Source organism: Devosia chinhatensis, assembly GCF_000969445.1.
GTDB classification, from domain to species: Bacteria; Pseudomonadota; Alphaproteobacteria; order Rhizobiales; family Devosiaceae; genus Devosia; species Devosia chinhatensis.
Window position 1 is genome coordinate 755,028 of sequence record NZ_JZEY01000054.1, and the last position, 17,922, is coordinate 772,949.

The following is a 17,922-nucleotide window of genomic DNA, read 5'->3' on the forward strand; positions in this document are numbered from 1 at the left end:
GCTCACCCCTGATAGACAAGCGTGCCGTCGCGATAGCCGGCGACGGCCTTGGGCTTGAGATTGGCACCCTGGCCGGGCTTGAAGAGATCGGGATGGGCGACCATGGCCTTGACGCGCAGACCATCGGGGAGGTCGAGATCGACCAGGCCATGGGTGCCGAAATCGGTCACCCGGTGAACCTTGGCCTGACCGGGCTCGGCGGCCTCGAGATCGAGGGCCTCCGGGCGCACCGCCATGATGGCGGGACCTTCGAGGATCGGCATCGGCACCGAGAAGGTGCCATGGTGGAAAACGCCGTCACTGACCTGACCGTCCATGAGGTTCATGGTGCCGATGAAGCCGGCGACGAACGGCGTCTGCGGCTTGCGATAGACGACGTCGGGCCGGTCGATCTGCTCGGTGCGGCCATCGCGCATGACAACGATGCGGTCGGCCATGGACAAGGCCTCGTCCTGACCATGGGTGACGAAGAGCGTGGTGATCTTGAGGCGCTGCTGGATGTCGCGCACTTCCTCGCGCAGGCGTTCGCGCAGGTGCTGGTCGAGACTGGCGAACGGTTCGTCGAGAAGCAGGATCTTCGGCTCGAGCACCAGCGAACGCGCAAGCGCCACGCGCTGCTGCTGCCCGCCTGAGAGCTGGCTGACATGGCGATTGCCATAGCCGCCCAGACCGACCAGTTCGAGCACGGCCTCGACCTTGCGCTTGATCTCGTCGGCCGGAATGCGGCGGAGCTTGAGGCCAAAGGCAAGGTTCTTGAAGACGTTCATGTGGGTCCAGAGCGCGTGGCTCTGAAACACCATACCTGTCGGCCGCTTTTCGGGCGGCAGCTGGGTGATGTCCTCGCCATCGATGGTGATCATGCCCGAGCTGGGACGCTCGAAACCGCCGACCATGCGCAACAGGGTGGATTTGCCGGAGCCGGACGGACCGAGCAGGCAGACCAGCTCACCGTCGGCGACGTCGAGCGAGAACGTGTCGACAGCACGGACATTGCCGTTTGGAAAAACCTTGGTGACGTCTTTAATATTCAGAACGGACATTTTTAGTTCCTGATGCCTCCTCTTGCCTTTCCCCTGGGGGAGAGGTCGGCGCAACGCGCCGGGTGAGGGGGCCTTGTCGATATTGGAGTGCAATGTGGGACAGAGGTGAGGCGCAAGGCTCCCGCGTCCGGCCTGCTGCGCAATCCGATCTCTTCCCCAAAGGCAGAGGTGGTGCGGAAACCGATAAGCTGTTGTCCCATCATGCGCCGAACCCCCGGGCGAAGGCTCCGCCGCCGATGACACGACGTGCAAAGAGCAGGGCGATGAAGCTGGGGACCCAAAGCATGACCGAAAGGACGGCGCCGAACTGGATGACCATCTGATTGTTGATGAAGGAAATCATCAGTACCGGCATGGTGCGGATGCCAGGGGCCCCGATCAGCCAGGCGCCTTCGGTTTCGTAGAAGGTGCCGACAAAGCTCAGCAAAACCGCTGCCGCAATGGTCGGTCCGGCCTGGGGCAGGGTGACGGACCAGAAGACGCGGAAGGGACCGGCGCCGACATCGCGGGCGGCTTCTTCCATGCGGCGGTCCACGGACTGGAACGCGGCCACCGGTATCCAGATCATGAAAAGCAGCGTGCCCACCAGCTGGATCAGCACGACGCCCCAGAAGGTGCCGATGAGATTGAGCTGGAGGAAGATCGCGGCGATGGCGATGAGAAGGCCGAACTTGGGAAAGGCATGGCCGGCCAAAAAAGAGAAGAAGAGGATCGTGCGTCCGGGGAAGTCCATGCGGGCAAAGGCATAGGCTGCCGGAAGGCAGATGGCGGCCGAAAGCAGGGTGACCACCGTGGACAATTGCAGGCTGAGCGTCAGCGCCGACCAGACATCGGCCCGGCTGAGAGTCTGGTTCCAGAAGCGCAGGCCGAATTGCTGCGGAATGACATTGGGATAGCGCCATACCTCGGTAAAGGCCCAGGTGGCGACCACGACCAGCGGAAAGATGATCGCAGCCGAGAGCAGGGCGGCAAACAGGATGCCGGTCCAGTCGGTGGGGGCGCGTCCGGCGTCGATCTTTTGTGGACCAAAAATGGCGGGGATGAAGCGTTGCATGTCACTTCCCCTGATTGCGTGCGACCGAGCGCACATAGAACAGCCCGAAGGCAATGCAGAAACCGAAGGTGATGACCGCCTGCGTGATGGCGTTGAGCGGATCGTTCACCTCGCGGAAGGTGCGGTTCATGAACGGGCCCATCATTTCCGGTGAGGCCGGTCCCAGCAGATAGGGCAGGGTGAAGGACGAGAAGATGCCCAGCACCGCAAAGGAGATGGCGACCAGAACCGAATTGGAGATGCGCGGCAGGATGATGTACCAGAACACCTGGAAGCGCCTGGCGCCGACATCGCGGGCCGCCTCGATCGCCTGGTTGGAAACACTGCCAAGACCGGCGAGCAGGATGAGAACGGTCAGCGGAATATTGTCCCAGACCAGACCGATAACCGGTCCCCAGGGCGTGAGATAGGGCGTGCGGATCTTGGGCAGGCCCACCGAATTGAGCAGGATGTCGACCATGCCGTTGGGCCCCAGCACGCGGATGAACGCGTAGGCCAGAATGATGGAGGGCACGAACATCGGAAAGATCGCCAGCGCCTGCACATAGGCGGGTAATCGCCCGGGCGAGAAACGCAGATAGATGGCGATCGGCAGGCAGATCAGCAGCAGGAGCAGGGCGCACATGCCCGTGGTCCACAGCGTCACCATCAGATTGTTGATGCTGTACTGATCGGAAAAGAAGAACACATAGCTCGACAGGTTGAAGCCGTAATCGCCATCGACATCGGGGCGCCACACGGTGCGCCAGAAGGCGTTGAAGATCGGCCAGATGATCAACCAGGCCATGAGCAGGACAGGCACGGCGACGAGCAGGAGGCCGGTGGGCCTCCTGCTGTCGGACTTTTCGATCAGGGGACGTGCCGCCCCTTCCGCCGCGTCGGTCACGAGTTGCGGTCGACGTTCGGAGCGACGTTACGGTACCAGCCATCGTTGATGGCCGCTTCCCACTGGCCACCGGGGAAGGTGGGGATGGTCTGCGGGATGATGTCGGCAAAGCGCTCGCGCAGCTCCGCCGAAACATATTCCCAGCTGACACCGGGGAAGCCGCCCAGTTCGGTGAGGATGGCGCTCTGGATTTCTTCCGAGAGAATGAAATCGGCCAGGAGCAGGGAGGCGTCCCGGTTGGTGCCGGTTTCGAGCACGACGGAGCGGGTGAAGCCACCCACCAGCGCCAGGTCCTGCAGCTGGACGAGGCCGGTCGTATCGGGCAGCACGCCCTGGTCGATGGCCTGCAGAATCTGGTCGGACCAGACCGGGGTCATGGTGACGACGCCCTGCGCCAGCAGCTGGATCGACTGGGTATTGCCCGACGAATAGGCGCCGTTGTCGTAGAGCGAGGGAGCGATGTCGCTGAGCAGTTCCCAGGCCTTGCCCAGAGCTTCGTCGCCGAATTCCTGGGTGTAATTGTCCACGGTGAACATGGACGGGTCCAGCCCATTGGCCTGATGAATGGCACGGCGCACGAAATTGCCGCCCGAGCCGCCCTTGTCGGGACGATTATAGACGAACTGGCCGGGATTGGCCTTGATCCAGGCGACGAGCTCGTCCCAGGTCTTGGGTGCATCGGCGGGATCGAGCTTGGTGGTATCGTAGGCCAGCAGGACCTGGCTGCCGCGATAGGGCAGGGAATAATCGGACTGGATGGCGGCGGGATTGACCTTGGAATAATTGGAAAGCCCGGCTTCCTTCATATTCACGAAAATGCCGGCATCGATAGCGCCGGCGGGCAGGAGCGGGTCGGCAGCCTCGAAGAAATCGGCCTGCGGATCGGTATTGGTCTGCTGGGCTGCCATGGCGCGTTCGCTGATGGCGATGATGCCGGCGCCGTCGCCCGCATCGACCAGGTTCAGCGTGACGCCGGGATGAGCGGCTTCGAAGGCGGGTTTGACCGTATTGGTCCAGAAGTCGAGAATATTGCTGTCCGAGCTGGTGTACCAGTCGATGACGCCTTCGGCGGCATAGGACATGCGGGGCAGGATGGCCATGCCGGCAGTGGCGGCGGCAGCGGACATCATGAAGGTGCGGCGTTTCATTTCAAAGTCTCCCATTACGTGACCCGGCGAGCCACGGCGCTTTCCAGCCGATTGCGGAGGCAGCGTACGGTCTTGGCGACCGAATGGCGAAACCGGATCGGCACCGGTTCGCCCGCCTCATGGGCCTCCTCCCTGCTTCAGCGTGACGCGGAAGGGTCCCAATCTGCGCTGGGTGGCCATCCGCGATACGTCATCGCTTCGACAAGACAACACCCATTCTCGAATGCACACAAGTGCAATATTCAAGAATTTCGACTGGCTTCTTAAGCGCGGCGGATAACGCTTTTATGACAGGCAGGGCTTTGCGCACGTGTGCAAAGATTTGAGCAGATCAGGCCGGGCCAGGCCTGACGGACTGGCGCCAGCGCGGAATGGGCTCGAAAAGAATCCGCCCTGAACCCGCGGAATCGGGGGCTTGCAACAGCTCGAGCACCTGGTCGGCCATGGCCTTGAGCGGCTGGGCAAAAGTGGTCAAACGATAGGATTGCCAATCGGCCTGTTCTATATCGTCGAAACCGACGACGCAGAGATCATCTGGAATGCGCAGGCCGAATTCGTGCACGGCGGCATCCATGAAGCCGAGCGCCAGAAGATCGGTGACGCAGAAAACGCCATCGGGCGAGTTGGAGCGGCCGAAGGCGCGCCGGCCGGCCTCGAGGCCCGAGGGATAGCCGGTGGGGCCGGTTTCGAACACCGCCACCTCGAGCCCCTCGGCGCCGGCGGCTTCGATGAACACACGCTTGCGCTCCACAAGGCTGGCCGTATTGGCGGTGGAGGTCACGAGGCCCAGCCGCCGGCAGCCCGCCCGGCGCAGCAGGTAAAAGGCCTCGCGCCCGGCCATGGCATTGTCCACGCCCAGATTGTGGCTACCTACGAGCTTGTCGTCGCGATTGATGAGAACGACCTGCTGGCCATTGGCGAGGCAGGTTTCGATCAGCGAGGCGGGCGGGGTGCCGGAGAGCACCACGGTGGCATCGGCGCGATAATTGAGCGTTTGCCTGAGGGCCTTGGACACGCTTTCCGTATCGGCCTTGGTGTTGATCACCATGGTGATCTTGCCCGAGGCCTGCAGCTCGCGGGTGAGCACGTCGACCATGCCGGCGCGGATCGGGGTGGTCATGTCGGCGACCACCAGGCACACGATGTTGCTGCGTTCGCGCAGGCCACGGGCCAGGTGGTTGACGTGATAGCCCAGGGCGCCGGCCGCCTCGAGCACGCGCCGGCGGGTCTCCTCGGACACGCTCGCGCCATCGGTGAAGGTGCGCGACACGGCCGAGCGCGACACCCCGGCCTTTTCCGCGACCATGCGGGCGCTGACGAAGGAGCGCGGTTTAATGTCTGACGTCATCGGAAGGGTCCCGAAAGTGCGGCGCGCAATGGTGGCACGGCCTTGCGGGCCGGTCCAGACAAGCCTCAGGCGTCTGGAGCCGGGGCGGGCGTGATCCGCTTGGGAACCCCGTCATTGCCCTCGACGCGGTCGCGGAAGAGGCTGGCGCGGGCCAGCAGCATCAGCGTCACGGGCGTGGTGATGGTGATGAAGAGGAAGATGACCATTTCATGCACCACGAGGCGTTCGCGGGTGATGGTGAAATAGAGCACCGAGGCCAGAAGGATCAGCCCGCCGCCCATGCTGGTGCCCATGGTGGGGGCATGGATGCGCAGATAGAAGGTCTTGAGGCGAACGAGGCCGAAACAGCCGGCCATGGTCAGCAGCGCCCCGCCGACCAGGCAGATCGAGACAATGATGGACAGCCACAGCGGCAGGTCGTTGATCATTCAATCACCTCGCCGCGCATGAGGAACTTGGCCAGGGCCACCGTGCCCACGAAACCCAGAAGCCCGATCAGCATCGCAAGCTCGAAATAGACCTGCGAATTGGTGCGGATGCCAAGGGTGACCAAGAGGAGCAGCGCCACGACGTAGAGTGCGTCCAGCGCCAGGATGCGGTCCTGTGCGCGCGGGCCGATCACCATGCGATAGAGCGTTGCGAGCATGGCGATGCCCAGCAGGAGCTGGGACGCCAGAAGGCTCCATTCGAGAATGGCCGTACTCATTGGAAAATCTCCATCAGCAGGGACTCGTAGCGGGTCTTGATGGTCTTCACCCATTCATCGGCGTCCACGAGGTCGAAGACGTGGATCAGAACGGTGCTGCGTTCGCGGTCATATTCGAGCCAGGCGCTGCCCGGCGTGGCGGTGATGAGGCAGGCCAGCACTGCCAGCCCGAACGTATTGGTCAATTCGAGCCTCATCTCGAGGAAGTCCGATGTCGGCTTGGGCCGCGGATTGAAGAGAATGAGCATGACGGCGATGTTGGACCGGACGATGTCGACGCCGGCGACGGCAAGCAATTGCAGGATCTTGAGCGGTCGCTTTACCGAAACCGGCTCGGGCAGGATGAGATTGGCCCCCAGCGAGGCGAGGATGGCGATGAGCCCGCCCAGCAGGATATGACCCAGCCCTGCCGATTGCTGCAGGATCAGCCAGAAGATCAGCAGGAACGCGGCGAGGATCGGATGGGGCAGCAGCCGTCTCATGAGGCGCCTCCCGCCGGTATCACCAGGTCGATATAGCCCTGCGGCGCATGGATGAAGGTGGCGGTCTCGGCAAAGAAGATCATTGCCGGACCGGCGGCCAGCGCCATGAAGACACAAAGAGCCAGCAGCACGATGATCGGGCCGATCTCGAGGGTACGCAGGCGCAGCACGTCATCGTCGGGCAGCGAGGTCCAGAAGATGTTGATGCCGTTTCGCACCATCGAGACGAGCACGAAGAGGCCCGAGACGATGAGCGCACCGGTCACCCACCATGTTGCCACGCTGGGGGCGTTGTCGGCATTGAGGGCAGAAGAGATCATCGCGAACTTGGCGATGAAGCCCGAGAGCGGCGGCAGCCCGGCCATGACCAGGGCCACGATCGCAAAGCAGAGGCTGATGAGCGTGGCGGCGGCAGGGAAGGTGCGGCTGACTTCCTGGTCCTCGTCGATTGCCTCTTCCTCGTCGCCATAGAGCTCGAGGGACACGGCCAGCACCTGCGCCTCGGCGGGCAGGATCTGGTCGATGACGTCCTTGAGAAGGAACAAGGCTCCGGCGGCGAGGGTGGTGACCACGACATAATAGAGCGCCCCGCTGGTCACGCCCGGTGCATTGTAGCCCACGGCCAGCAGCAGGGTGCCGGCGGAAACGAGGATGAGATAACTGGCCAGCCGGTCCAGCGCCTTGCAGGAGAGGGCACCGATCGAGCCATAGGCGAGGGTGGCCACGCCGAGGACCAGCAGCGTTGTCTGGCCGAAGGTGGCTTCGGCCCCCTCGGCATTGGCAAAGACCAGCATCCAGAGCCGGAGAATGGCGTAGAACCCCACCTTGGTCATGATGGCGAACAGGGCGGCCACCGGTGGCGCGGCGGAGGAATAGGTGTTGGGCAGCCAGAAATGCAGCGGCCAGGAGCCGGCCTTGATGAGGAAGGCCACGCCCAAGACGGCTGCGCCCGCCTCGAAGAGACCGCGATCTTCCGGCGCGATCAGCGGCACGGCCCTGGCAATGTCGGCCATGTTGAGCGTGCCCGTGGTGCCGTAGATGAGGGCGACGCCGACCAGGAAGAGGAACGATGCAACGAGATTGATGACGACATAATGCAGCGCCGCGCGGACGCGGTTCCGACCACCGCCGAACAGCGCCAGCCCATAGGAGGCCGCCAGCAGAAGCTCGAAGAAGACGAAGAGATTGAACAGATCGCCGGTGAGAAAGGCGCCGTTGAGCCCCATGGTGAGCGCGTGGAAGAGGGGGAAGAAATTGGTCCCCCGGCTATGCCAGCGCGCCGATGCATAGACCAGTGAGGCGAGAGCCAGGATCGAGGTGGTGAGCACCATGATCGCGGCCAGCCGGTCGGCCACCAGCACAATGCCGAACGGCACCGGCCAATTGCCGAGAGGATAGACGGCCGCGACGTTTTCATCCGATTGTGTTAAGACCACGAAGAGCAGGATGGAAACGGCCAGCAGGGTCACGCTGAAGCCGATATTGAGACCGACGACGCGCTTGTTGCTGCGCTGGTCGCTCATGATCAGGTTGGCGATGACGCCGATCATCGGAACGAGGATCGGCAGGATGGCGAGGTGGTTGATGCCCGTCATCTCAATTCCCCTTTCCGTCGACGTGATCGTTGCCCGTAAGACCGCGAGCGACGAGAAGCACGACAAGGAAAAGGGCAGTCATGGCGAAGCCGATGACGATGGCGGTGAGCACCAGGGCCTGTGGCACCGGGTCGGTATAATCGGCCGGATTGGCATTGGCGCCCGACAGGATCGGGGCCGCATCCATGCGCAGCCGTCCCATCGACATGATGAAGAGATTGACGGCGTAGGAAATCAGCGACAGCCCGATAATCACCTGGAAAGTGCGCGGACGGAGCACGAGATAGACGCCGGAAGCCGCAAGGACGCCGATGGCGATGGCAAGGGTCAGTTCCATTTGTCGAGCCCCTCCCGTGCTTTCGGCTTGGCCATTGCGGCCGGTTTGGGCCTGCGAACCGATTGGTGCGCCAGGGCGATGAGCATGAGCACGACTGCGCCCACGACCAGGGCGAAGACACCCAGGTCAAAGATCAGCGCCGTGGCCATGGGCACGCGGCCAATAAGGGGAATATCGGCATAGGCGAAAGCCGAGGTGAGGAATGGCTGGCCCAGCAGCATGGCGCCGAGACCGGTCAGCAGCGCCAGCAACAGGCCCCAGCCGATCCAGAGCACGGGCAGGATGCGCAGACGCTCTTCGACCCAGCGCGTTCCGCTTGCCAGATATTGCAGGATGAAGGCCAGCGACATGACGATGCCCGCGATGAAACCGCCGCCCGGCAGATCGTGGCCACGCAGGAACATGTAAGCGGCCACCACGATGACGATGGGGAACATCCAGTTGATGATGAGCGCCGGAATGCGCAGGAAATCGTCGGTGACGTGCTGACCGGCGCCGGGGGCGTAATCGTCGAGGACGCGCTGCTGTTCCGGCCGCTCGGCACTGTCGGCTGCCGGACGGAAGCGCCGCAGCAGGCCGAAGACGATCAGCGCCACGACGCCGAGCACGGTGACTTCACCCAGCGTGTCGAAGCTGCGGAAATCCACCAGCATGACGTTGACGACATTGGTGCCGCCGCCCTGGCTATAGGCGTTGGCGAGGAAGAATTCCGAAATGCCCTCAGGCGCAGTGCGGGTCATGACGGCATAACTGGCAATGGTCACGCCGAGCCCGACCATGACGGCCAGTCCCACGTCGCGATAGCGGCGGAAGCGCACCGACCAGTTGAGGTCGGCAGCCACAGGATTACGCTTGGGCAGCCAGCGCAGGCCCAGAAGGATCAATACGGTCGTCGCGATTTCCGCAAGGAGCTGGGTAAGGGCCAGATCGGGCGCGGAGAACCAGGCAAAGGTGAGACAGGTGGCAAGACCCGCACCGCCCAGAAGGATCATGGAGGCGAGACGGTGGAACTTGGCCTGGTAGGCAGCGGCAATGGCGCTGCCCCCGCCCAGAACCCAGACCATGGCCAGGATCGGATCGAAATTGCTCGGCATAGGCAAATTGCCCAGACGACCCCAGCCGGCACCGATGCCGGCGGCGCTCGCCAGGAAAATGACGGTGAAAATCTGTGGCTGCAGACGAGACGTGCCGAATGCCTGCACCACGCGGCGCGCCCAGCGATTGGTGGCCGTGACCAGGATACGCTCGAAAATGCGCTGTCCGCGCCAGCCACGGGTCAGCGGCACGCCGTCAATGTTCCGCAGGCGGCGATAATAGGGAACATAGATGATCGCCCCGCCTACCAGCGCCACGATGCTCATCACCAGCGGCAAGTTGAAGCCATGCCAGACCGACAGGCTGTAATAGGGGCTTTCGCCACCCAGAACCGACGTGACGGCAGCGGCCAGATAGGGGCCGACGGTGATGCCGGGAATGATGCCGACGGCAAGGCAGACCAGAACCAGAAACTCGATGGGACGACGCATCAGCGCCGGCGGCTCGTGCGGGACCTTTTCGAGCTCGGTGGGCGGCGGGCCGAAGAACACGCCGTGCACGAACTTGATCGAATAGGCAACGCTGAGCATACCCGCCAGTGTCGCGCCGATGGGCAGCGACAGGTTGACGAAGACATTGGGATTGAACACCGCCGTCTCGGTGAAGAACATTTCCTTGGAAAGGAAGCCGTTCAGCAGGGGAACGCCGGCCATGGCGCCGCTGGCGATGATCGCGAAAGTGCCGGTGAGCGGCATAAACTTGAAGAGGCCGCTGAGCTTGCGCACGTCGCGCGTGCCGGTCTCGTGGTCGATGATGCCCACGGCCATGAACAGCGACGCCTTGAAGGTGGCGTGATTGGCGATGTGGAAGATGGCCGCCACGGCAGCGAGCGGGGTGCCCATGCCCAAAAGCGTGGTGATGAGACCGAGATGGGAAATGGTCGAATAGGCCATGAGGCCCTTGAGATCGCGCTGGAACAGCGCGGCATAGGCCCCGAAGATGAGTGTTGCGAGCCCCGTATAGGTGACGATCCAGAACCAGAGCTGGCTGTCGGACATGACGGGCCAGAACCGGGCGAGCAGGAAGACGCCCGCTTTCACCATGGTCGCCGAGTGGAGATAGGCCGAGACCGGGGTCGGCGCCGTCATGGCGTTGGGGAGCCAGAACTGGAACGGGAATTGCGCGCTCTTGGTGAAGGCGCCGAGCAGGAACAGGATCAGCGTCAGCGGATAGAGCGGGCTTTCGACCAGCGTACGGCCCGAAGCCAGGACCACGTCGAGCTCATAGCTGCCCACGATATGGCCGACCAGCATCATGGCCACGAACAGCGCGAGGCCACCCGTGCCGGTGATGATCAGCGCCATGCGCGCACCATCGCGCGCCTCGCCACGGTGGTACCAATAGCCGATGAGCAGAAACGAAACGAGGCTGGTCAGCTCCCAATAGACGGCCAGCTGGATGATATTTCCCGAGAGCACGAGGCCCAGCATGGCGCCCATGAAGGCGAGCAGCAGCGAATAAAACCGCGCAATCGGGTCCTTGGGCGACATGTAGTAGCGCGCATAAAGCACGACGAGGAAGCCGATCACGGTGATCAGCACCGAGAACATCCACGCAAACCCGTCCATGCGCAGGACGATATCGAGGCCGAGTTGTGGAATCCATTCGAAGCGGGTGATTATGACCCCGCCATTGGCCACCGAGGGAAACAGGGTGAGCGAAATCAGGCTCAGCACACCTGCAACCACCGCCGCTATCCAGACCGCTCCGCGATATCCTCTGCCCGGCAGGGCAAGCACCAGCGCGCAGGCGACGAAGGGCAGCGCGGCAAGCAGGATCAGTGCAAGATCGGTCGATAACTGGGGCAGGGGCGGGTCCTCACGCAAGAATCTCGTCTAAATGTATAGGGTTACGAGATCATCTTGAGAAGACCGGTTTCAGAATTCACCGGCCCGTGAGGCGAGTTTTTTTGTCGCGCCCGGCTTTTTGAGCCATTGCACGGAAGTCTCCGAGGCGCGATCCACAGTCAGACCGCCGGGCAATGCCCGACGGTCGTTAAGCGCGAAGTCGGTCTAAGGGCCTTAAAGCGCGTTGATCTTCTTCAGTCCCTGGCGCGAGGGCACCATGACAATGGTATTGCTCAGCGGCCGGCCGAATTCGGGGATGCCTATCTCGAAGACGTCGCCCACTTCGGTCTTGATGCCGTCGCCGAACGAGGCGACCGAGGTGCCCATGAACTGGACATGGACGTCGCCCGGACGCAGGAACTGGTCATACTTGAAGTGGTGATATTCGAGATTGGCCAGCGAGTGGCACATATTGTCCTCGCCGGTGGGGAAGGACTTTTCCCACACGGTCTCGCCATTGCGGATGATGCGGGCATGGCCGGTCAGGTCAGAGGGCAGGTCACCGACGAAGAGCTCCGGCCCATAGGCGCAGAAGCGCAGCTTGGCATGGGCGAGATAGAGGTAGTTCTTCTTTTCGGTGACGTGGTCGGTGGTTTCGTTGCCCACGGCGAAGCCGACGCGCCAGGGCGTGCCGTCGTCCGCGATCACATAGAGGCCCACCACTTCGGGCTCCTCGCCCGAATCCTCGGCGAAATCGGGCATGGGCAGGCCCTGGCCGGGGCGGGCCACGATCGAGCCGTCGCCCTTGTAGAACCATTCGGGCTGCACGCCGGCCTTGCCGTCTTCCGGCTTGCCGCCTTCGACACCCCATTTGAACATGCGCATGGAATCGTTGAGGTCGGCTTCGGCGCCGGCGATCTTGGCATGCATCTGACCGCGGGCAGCCGCGCTGCCGATATGGGTGAGGCCGGTGCCGGCGATGACGCAATGAGCGGGGTCTTCGTGGTCGAGCGGCGGCAGCACGCGGCCATCGGCCAGGAGGGTGTCGTAATCCTCGGTGCCGGACGTGCCCCGGCTGGCGACTTCGTCAGTCAGCGAGCGGCCGGCGGCGATGGCATCGAGGGCAAGCCGACGGACGGTTTCGGTGTTCTGGACCACCTGGATCGTGTCGCCATCGACCACGCCGACGGCGCGTGTTCCATCTTTGCGCTCGAACTGAATCAGCCGCATCACATATTCTCCGGTTTGGGTAGGGATCGGGTTGGGCGGCCACGCCGCCATCGGGTCGGGAAGCCGGCGAACCGGCTTCCCCTGGTGCCTTAATTGGCAATTCCCATGTCTTCGCGCGCCTGCTGGATAAGGTCGGCGCCGATGGTCTCGGTGAATTCCTCGACCACGGGGGCGACGGTCTCGCGCATGCGGGCCATTTCAGCGTCGGACAGGCGGGTGACTTCCATGCCTTCTTCCTCGAGCAGGCCGATCAGACGGTCGGCATCGGTGCGCGAGAGGTTGCGCTGGTAAACGGCCGCTTCCTGGGCAGCTTCGCGCACCAGGGCCTGATCGTCGGCCGCAAGGCCATCGAACCAGGTCTTGGAAGCGAGGAGCAGGTAAGGCGTATAGACGTGGCCAGTCAGGGCCAGGTGATCCTGCACTTCATAGAAGCGGCTCGAATAGATGAGGCCGACCGGGGTCTCCTGGGCATCGACGGCGCGGGTCTCGAGTGCGGTGAAGAGCTCGGGATAGGGCAGCGGGACCGGGTTGGCGCCCAGCGTCTGGAATGTCGAGATGAAGAGCGGATTGGGGATCACGCGGATATTGAGGCCGGCGACGTCCTCGACGGTGTTGATCGGGCGCACCGCATTGGTCATGTGGCGGAAGCCATTATCCCAATAGGCCAGGCCCACCATGTTGAGTTCGTCGAGGCGCTCGAACAGCGCATCGCCGACGCGGCCGTCCATGACCTTATCGACCGCTTCGAAATCGGGATAGAAGAAGGGCAGGTCGAAGATCAGGTATTCGGGGATTGAGCCCACGAGGTTCGAGGTCGGGCCCACCATCACTTCGAGAATGCCGCCCTGCAGCGAAGACTGCATCTGCGGCTCGTTGCCCAGGGTGCCGTTCGAGAACTTCTGCAACTCGATGCGGCCACCGGTCTTTTCGGCAACCAGCTCGGCGAACTTGTTGACGCCCTGGCCGACCGGATGGTCCTCGGTGGGCACATAGCCGATGCGGGCGGCCTGCGCCGCAGCGGGAAGGGTCGCGGCAGCCAGCACAAGGGCGGTGGCGGCAAGCAGTCTTGCAAGTTTCATGGGGTCCTCCAGTTTTTGGTTTTGGTCAGTAGAAGAAGTCGAGCGGGATGGTGACGATGCCCGGGAAAAGGATCAGCAGCACCAGGACCGCAATCTCGGCCAAGAGGAAGGGGATGATGCCCACGACCGCCTTTTCGAGGGGGATGCGCGCCACGCCGCTGACGGTGTTCAGCACCGCGCCGACCGGGGGCGTGATCATCCCGATTGCCGCGCAGATGATGAAGACGACGCCGAAATAGATCGGGTCGATGCCGGCGGCGACGACGACAGGCATCAGCACCGGCACGAGGATGGTGATGGCCGGGGTGAAATCGAGCACGCTGCCGATCAGGAACACGCCAAGCATCATCATCGCCATCAGCAGGATGGGCTGGTCGATGAACGGACCGAGCAATCCGATCACCTGGGCCGGCACATTGGCGACGGTGATCAGGAAGGCGGTGACGCTCGATGCTGCAACCAGAAGCATGATCACGGCCGTCAGTTTGGCGGAGCCGAGCAGGCAATCATAAAGCCCCTTCAGCGTCAGTTCGCGATAGATGACCATGCTGACAAACAGCGCATAGGCGGCCGCGACAATGCCCGCTTCGGTCGGCGTGAAGACCCCCATGCGCAGGCCCACGATGATGATGACCGGCAGCAGCAGCGCCCAGACGGCATCGCGCAGGGCCTTCAGCACGTCGCGCAGGCTGCGGCGCGGCAGGGTGGGGGTATTGTCCCGACGGGAAATGATGAACCAGGCGACGACCAGGCTGAGCGCCATCAGGAGCCCCGGCACGATGCCGGCGAGGAACAGCTTGACGATCGAGAGGTTGGCGGTGACACCGAGAACGACGAAACCGATCGATGGCGGGATGACGGGGGCAATGATGCCGGTTGCTGCCATCAGGCCGGAGGTGCGACCCACCGGATAGCCGGCCTTGAGCATGATCGGCAGCAGCATGACGGCCAGCGTCGCGGTGTCGGCAATCGCGGAGCCGGACAGCGTTGCGAGCACGACGCCGGTGCCGATCACCACGTAGCCCAGGCCGCCGCGCAGATGGCCGAACAGGGCCATTGCGACGTCCACGATGCGGCGCGATAGACCGCCTGCGGTCATCAGCTCGCCGGCCAGCATGAAGAACGGGATGGCCATCAGCGGATAGCTGTCGGCGCCGTCGATCATCTTCTGGGCGAGGATCTGCGGATCCATCATGCCCAGCATCCACATCATGGCGACGGCACAGACCATCAGCGCATAGGCGACGGGAATGCCGATAGCCATGCCGACGCCGAGCGAGGCGAGAAAGATCACAAGGCTCATTTTGCGGCCTCTTCGGTCGGCAGGACATTGGGCTGGAGCTGACTGTGATCGCCACGCGCCGAACGATAGAGATTGAAGCAGAGGATCAGCACCCAAAGGACGGCCGCAGCGACACCGGCGGCATACATCCAGCCGACCGAAATGCCCGAGAGCGGCATGTGATTGCCCCAGTTGAGCTGGGTCTGACGCAGGCTGCCCTGGAACACCATCCAGCACACGCCGAGCATGCAGAGATGGGCCACCCACAAAAAGGCAACGCGCACCCGCGGCGGCAGCCGGTTGATGACGGCATCAACGGAGATATGGGCACCCTGGCGCAGGGCGACGACGCTGCCCAGCATGATGATCCAGACGAAAATCAGGCGCGAAATTTCCACGGAGATGGGGATGCCCGACCGCATGCCGTAGCGCAGCACGACGTTCCAGAACACCAGCAGGCACATGACCGCCATGCCTAGGACGAGCAGGTGCTCCATCCACCTAAATATAAAGAATTTGGATTTCTCCACCGCCATGCCTCCTCAAATGCACAAGGGCCGCCTTGATGTGGCGGCTCTTCATCCCTTGTGCATGCTGGTTTTTCTAGCGGCGGGGAAGCAAGCTGTATAATGATGTGATCTGATAATGATATGAGGGGGAGTTATATCTATGCTGCCATCACTGGACTCCATGACCAGCCGGTTGCGCCTCAGGCACTTCCGCCTTTTGATGGCCATCGACGAGCACGGAACCATCCTCAAGGCGGCTGAGGCGGTTGCACTGACGCAACCCGGCGCCACCAAAGCCTTGCAGGAAATAGAAAATGCGATGGGCGAGACGCTGTTCGTGCGCACGCGGCGCGGGCTGGAGCCGAACGAGCTGGGCCATTGCGTGATCCGCTATGCACGGCTGATCATGACCGACATGCGCCATCTCCGCGACGAGATGAAAGCCGCGCTGGAGGGGGCGGGCGGGCGCCTGTCGGTGGGCATGATCATGGGCGCGGTGCCGCTGGCCATGGAGGGATTGTCGCGCCTGCTCACGCGCCAGCCGCAATTGTCGGTGCAGGTGCATGAGGAAACCAGCGCCCGGCTGCTGCACCTGATCGACGATGGTCGGCTCGACATCGCCATCTGCCGCACGAGCGTCAGCCATCGTCCCGAGCAATACCGCACGATCAAGGTCAAGGAAGAGGTGCTGTGCATCGCGGTCAGTTCCGACCATCCCTGCGCCAGCATGGGCGAGGTAACCCTCGACGACGTGGCCAGCTATCCCTGGATCGTCTGTTCGGCAAACATGCCGATGCGACGGCTGCTGGAGCGGGAATTCAACGAATACGGGCTGCAATTCCCTCATAACCTTGTCGAGACCACGTCGGCCTTCGCGACCATGTCGCTGATGCGCCACAGCCACCAGATGGTGGCGCTGCTTTCCACAGACGTGGGCAATTTCTTTGCGCAGTCGGCCGCAATCCGCGTGCTGCCGGTCAATCTGCGGACCAAGTCGGAGCCCTATATGCTGGTGACGCGGGGCGACCGCATGGAATCACCGGTCATGCGCATGTTCATCGAGGAAATGACCGGCCAGAAGGCGCCGTTACTCGACGACGAAGCCATGCTGGTCGCCGCCGAGTAACAGGTTCACATGGCTTTGCGCTGGTGCTTGGCCGGTGCCTCAGCGGCCCTGCCAATGGCGGCGCAGCGTGCTGGGCGTATGCATGTTGTCATAGAGATAGGCCCAGAAGTCGCGCCGCTGCTCGGGCTGCACCGTCTTCCAGATCTCGTGCACGGCCATGTCGCCTCCATAATAGGCATAGACGAAGGGCGCCCTGAGATTGTGGCCGAGAAAGGCCAGCCGGGACCGGGCGGTGACCGGGTCCTGAAGGGCCTTTTCGGCGACCACGGGCACGATCTCGTCGAGGCTCATCCCCTGTTCGTGCATCATCCAGGCGGCATTGCAGCGCATGGCGCTGCGCAGCCGCTGCAGGGCCACGCCAAGCTCGTCTTCCGGGCCATGGACCCAGTCGAGGAAGAACAGGCCATTATCGGCGATGCCTTCGAACAGGGCGCTGCTGGCCGAACTGGTGACCACCTGCGCGCCGTCGAGCGGCATGCGGCCTTCGGCTACGGCACGCTCGCGGATGTTCATATGCACGAGATGGCCGGGGAAGACCTCGTGTGTTGCCAGATGCTTGAGTGAAAAGCGCGTATAGGGGAAGTCGAGGTTGAGCAGCACCTTGCGCGTGGGATAGTCGCAATAGGCCGAGAAGGGGACCTGGGTGACGCCCTCGGGCTCCATCCATTCATGCGCGAACGGATACATGCTGGCGCTGACCCGGTCACGACCCTCTGCGATGAGATCGCGCAGGACATCGAGCACCGATGAGGCCGGAATGCGGGCCTGCGCTTCCCAGCGCGCAAAGTCTTCGCCCAGGCTGCCCCCGCCATAGCCGAGTTCATCCAGCTTCTGCCGGATGATGCCGCGATAGGTTTCGAGTTCGGCATCGGGCACCATTTGCTGCGGCACCCGGATCTGTCTGCGGACGCGGTCGGCGAAAGAGATCGGCCGCTCCTCGAACGTGTCCAAGAGGGCGAGCAGGGAATCGATCATCTCGCCCACATAATCGGCGCGCAGAGCACTTTCCGATTGGGTGGGGAGCCGTGCCGCCAGCGCGCTCAATTCCTCCCGGGCGTGGCCATAATCGCGCAAAGGGCGCGGGGCGACTTCGGCCATCGCCACCGGAATGAGGCCTTCCTTGTCGAGAAACCCGTCGCTGCGGGGCGTGCTGCGATAGAGCGCGTCGATGCCGGCGGTCAGCTCTGCAAGGTCCTTGCCGATCTGCATGTCCATTGC

17 protein-coding genes are annotated in these 17,922 nt (G+C 63.1%); 1 reads left to right on the forward strand and 16 read right to left on the reverse strand.

The window, feature by feature from the left end:
• Positions 1 to 2: 2 nt before the first annotated feature.
• The 15 genes from VE26_RS03675 to VE26_RS03745 all read right to left on the reverse strand — a co-directional run bounded on the left by VE26_RS03675 (position 3) and on the right by VE26_RS03745 (position 15,599).
• Complete coding sequence (locus tag VE26_RS03675) at positions 3 to 1,040, reverse strand: ABC transporter ATP-binding protein (RefSeq protein WP_046103806.1); 1,038 nt, start codon at positions 1,038 to 1,040, stop codon at positions 3 to 5.
• Between the two features lie 199 nt (positions 1,041 to 1,239).
• Entirely contained in the window at positions 1,240 to 2,094 is an 855-nt protein-coding gene (locus tag VE26_RS03680) for an ABC transporter permease (protein WP_084619921.1), read from the reverse strand.
• Between the two features lies 1 nt (position 2,095).
• Complete coding sequence (locus VE26_RS03685; protein WP_046103807.1) at positions 2,096 to 2,980, reverse strand: ABC transporter permease; 885 nt, start codon at positions 2,978 to 2,980, stop codon at positions 2,096 to 2,098.
• Positions 2,977 to 4,128, reverse strand: a complete 1,152-nt coding sequence (locus VE26_RS03690; protein ID WP_046103808.1) for an extracellular solute-binding protein — start codon at positions 4,126 to 4,128, stop codon at positions 2,977 to 2,979. Before VE26_RS03690 ends, VE26_RS03685 begins: the two co-directional genes overlap by 4 nt.
• 331 nt (positions 4,129 to 4,459) lie before the next feature.
• Positions 4,460 to 5,476, reverse strand: coding sequence for a LacI family DNA-binding transcriptional regulator (locus VE26_RS03695; RefSeq protein ID WP_046103809.1), 1,017 nt, complete (start codon positions 5,474 to 5,476; stop codon positions 4,460 to 4,462).
• Positions 5,477 to 5,541: 65 nt separating this feature from the next.
• The gene (gene mnhG, locus VE26_RS03700; protein WP_046103810.1) at positions 5,542 to 5,904 is read right to left on the reverse strand and encodes a monovalent cation/H(+) antiporter subunit G; all 363 of its coding nucleotides are present in this window, start codon (positions 5,902 to 5,904) and stop codon (positions 5,542 to 5,544) included.
• Positions 5,901 to 6,182 (reverse strand): K+/H+ antiporter subunit F, encoded by a 282-nt coding sequence (locus VE26_RS03705; protein WP_046103811.1) that lies wholly within the window; start codon positions 6,180 to 6,182, stop codon positions 5,901 to 5,903. Before VE26_RS03705 ends, mnhG begins: the two co-directional genes overlap by 4 nt.
• Entirely contained in the window at positions 6,179 to 6,664 is a 486-nt protein-coding gene (locus VE26_RS03710; RefSeq protein WP_046103812.1) for a Na+/H+ antiporter subunit E, read from the reverse strand. Before VE26_RS03710 ends, VE26_RS03705 begins: the two co-directional genes overlap by 4 nt.
• A complete protein-coding gene (locus tag VE26_RS03715) occupies positions 6,661 to 8,259 on the reverse strand; it encodes a monovalent cation/H+ antiporter subunit D (protein ID WP_046103813.1) in 1,599 nt (532 codons plus the stop codon). Before VE26_RS03715 ends, VE26_RS03710 begins: the two co-directional genes overlap by 4 nt.
• Position 8,260: 1 nt before the next feature.
• On the reverse strand, positions 8,261 to 8,596 hold the full coding sequence (locus VE26_RS03720; RefSeq protein ID WP_046103814.1) for a Na+/H+ antiporter subunit C: 336 nt from the start codon (positions 8,594 to 8,596) through the stop codon (positions 8,261 to 8,263).
• Positions 8,587 to 11,499 (reverse strand): monovalent cation/H+ antiporter subunit A, encoded by a 2,913-nt coding sequence (locus VE26_RS03725; RefSeq protein WP_084620272.1) that lies wholly within the window; start codon positions 11,497 to 11,499, stop codon positions 8,587 to 8,589. Before VE26_RS03725 ends, VE26_RS03720 begins: the two co-directional genes overlap by 10 nt.
• 213 nt (positions 11,500 to 11,712) lie before the next feature.
• Positions 11,713 to 12,708: an AraD1 family protein gene (gene araD1 / locus VE26_RS03730; protein WP_046104982.1), complete on the reverse strand. Its 996-nt coding sequence runs from the start codon at positions 12,706 to 12,708 to the stop codon at positions 11,713 to 11,715.
• 89 nt (positions 12,709 to 12,797) lie between these two features.
• The gene (locus VE26_RS03735; RefSeq protein WP_046103815.1) at positions 12,798 to 13,787 is read right to left on the reverse strand and encodes a TRAP transporter substrate-binding protein; all 990 of its coding nucleotides are present in this window, start codon (positions 13,785 to 13,787) and stop codon (positions 12,798 to 12,800) included.
• Positions 13,788 to 13,812: 25 nt separating this feature from the next.
• Positions 13,813 to 15,090 carry a TRAP transporter large permease gene (locus VE26_RS03740; RefSeq protein ID WP_046103816.1) on the reverse strand — a complete coding sequence of 426 codons (1,278 nt, stop codon included), beginning with the start codon at positions 15,088 to 15,090 and terminating at the stop codon, positions 13,813 to 13,815.
• Positions 15,087 to 15,599 carry a TRAP transporter small permease gene (locus VE26_RS03745; RefSeq protein WP_160297790.1) on the reverse strand — a complete coding sequence of 171 codons (513 nt, stop codon included), beginning with the start codon at positions 15,597 to 15,599 and terminating at the stop codon, positions 15,087 to 15,089. Before VE26_RS03745 ends, VE26_RS03740 begins: the two co-directional genes overlap by 4 nt.
• Positions 15,600 to 15,738: 139 nt before the next feature.
• Here VE26_RS03745 and VE26_RS03750 point away from each other — a divergent pair, with 139 nt between their 5' ends.
• Positions 15,739 to 16,704, forward strand: a complete 966-nt coding sequence (locus tag VE26_RS03750) for a LysR family transcriptional regulator (protein ID WP_046103818.1) — start codon at positions 15,739 to 15,741, stop codon at positions 16,702 to 16,704.
• A gap of 39 nt (positions 16,705 to 16,743) precedes the next feature.
• On the opposite strand, the gene VE26_RS03755 is transcribed toward VE26_RS03750, so the two are convergent.
• The gene (locus VE26_RS03755; protein ID WP_046104983.1) at positions 16,744 to 17,913 is read right to left on the reverse strand and encodes a hypothetical protein; all 1,170 of its coding nucleotides are present in this window, start codon (positions 17,911 to 17,913) and stop codon (positions 16,744 to 16,746) included.
• Positions 17,914 to 17,922: the final 9 nt, after the last annotated feature.

What these genes read in the sequence shown, in the direction of transcription:
- mnhG (WP_046103810.1), bottom strand. Translation starts at nt 5,904, where the DNA reads ATGATCAACGACCTGCCGCTGTGGCTGTCCATCATTGTCTCGATCTGC.
- VE26_RS03710 (WP_046103812.1), bottom strand. Translation starts at nt 6,664, where the DNA reads ATGAGACGGCTGCTGCCCCATCCGATCCTCGCCGCGTTCCTGCTGATC.
- VE26_RS03675 (WP_046103806.1), bottom strand. Translation starts at nt 1,040, where the DNA reads ATGTCCGTTCTGAATATTAAAGACGTCACCAAGGTTTTTCCAAACGGC.
- VE26_RS03695 (WP_046103809.1), bottom strand. Translation starts at nt 5,476, where the DNA reads ATGACGTCAGACATTAAACCGCGCTCCTTCGTCAGCGCCCGCATGGTC.
- VE26_RS03750 (WP_046103818.1), top strand. Translation starts at nt 15,739, where the DNA reads ATGCTGCCATCACTGGACTCCATGACCAGCCGGTTGCGCCTCAGGCAC.
- VE26_RS03705 (WP_046103811.1), bottom strand. Translation starts at nt 6,182, where the DNA reads ATGAGTACGGCCATTCTCGAATGGAGCCTTCTGGCGTCCCAGCTCCTG.
- VE26_RS03755 (WP_046104983.1), bottom strand. Translation starts at nt 17,913, where the DNA reads ATGCAGATCGGCAAGGACCTTGCAGAGCTGACCGCCGGCATCGACGCG.
- VE26_RS03740 (WP_046103816.1), bottom strand. Translation starts at nt 15,090, where the DNA reads ATGAGCCTTGTGATCTTTCTCGCCTCGCTCGGCGTCGGCATGGCTATC.
- araD1 (WP_046104982.1), bottom strand. Translation starts at nt 12,708, where the DNA reads ATGCGGCTGATTCAGTTCGAGCGCAAAGATGGAACACGCGCCGTCGGC.
- VE26_RS03735 (WP_046103815.1), bottom strand. Translation starts at nt 13,787, where the DNA reads ATGAAACTTGCAAGACTGCTTGCCGCCACCGCCCTTGTGCTGGCTGCC.
- VE26_RS03715 (WP_046103813.1), bottom strand. Translation starts at nt 8,259, where the DNA reads ATGACGGGCATCAACCACCTCGCCATCCTGCCGATCCTCGTTCCGATG.
- VE26_RS03690 (WP_046103808.1), bottom strand. Translation starts at nt 4,128, where the DNA reads ATGAAACGCCGCACCTTCATGATGTCCGCTGCCGCCGCCACTGCCGGC.
- VE26_RS03720 (WP_046103814.1), bottom strand. Translation starts at nt 8,596, where the DNA reads ATGGAACTGACCCTTGCCATCGCCATCGGCGTCCTTGCGGCTTCCGGC.
- VE26_RS03680 (WP_084619921.1), bottom strand. Translation starts at nt 2,094, where the DNA reads ATGCAACGCTTCATCCCCGCCATTTTTGGTCCACAAAAGATCGACGCC.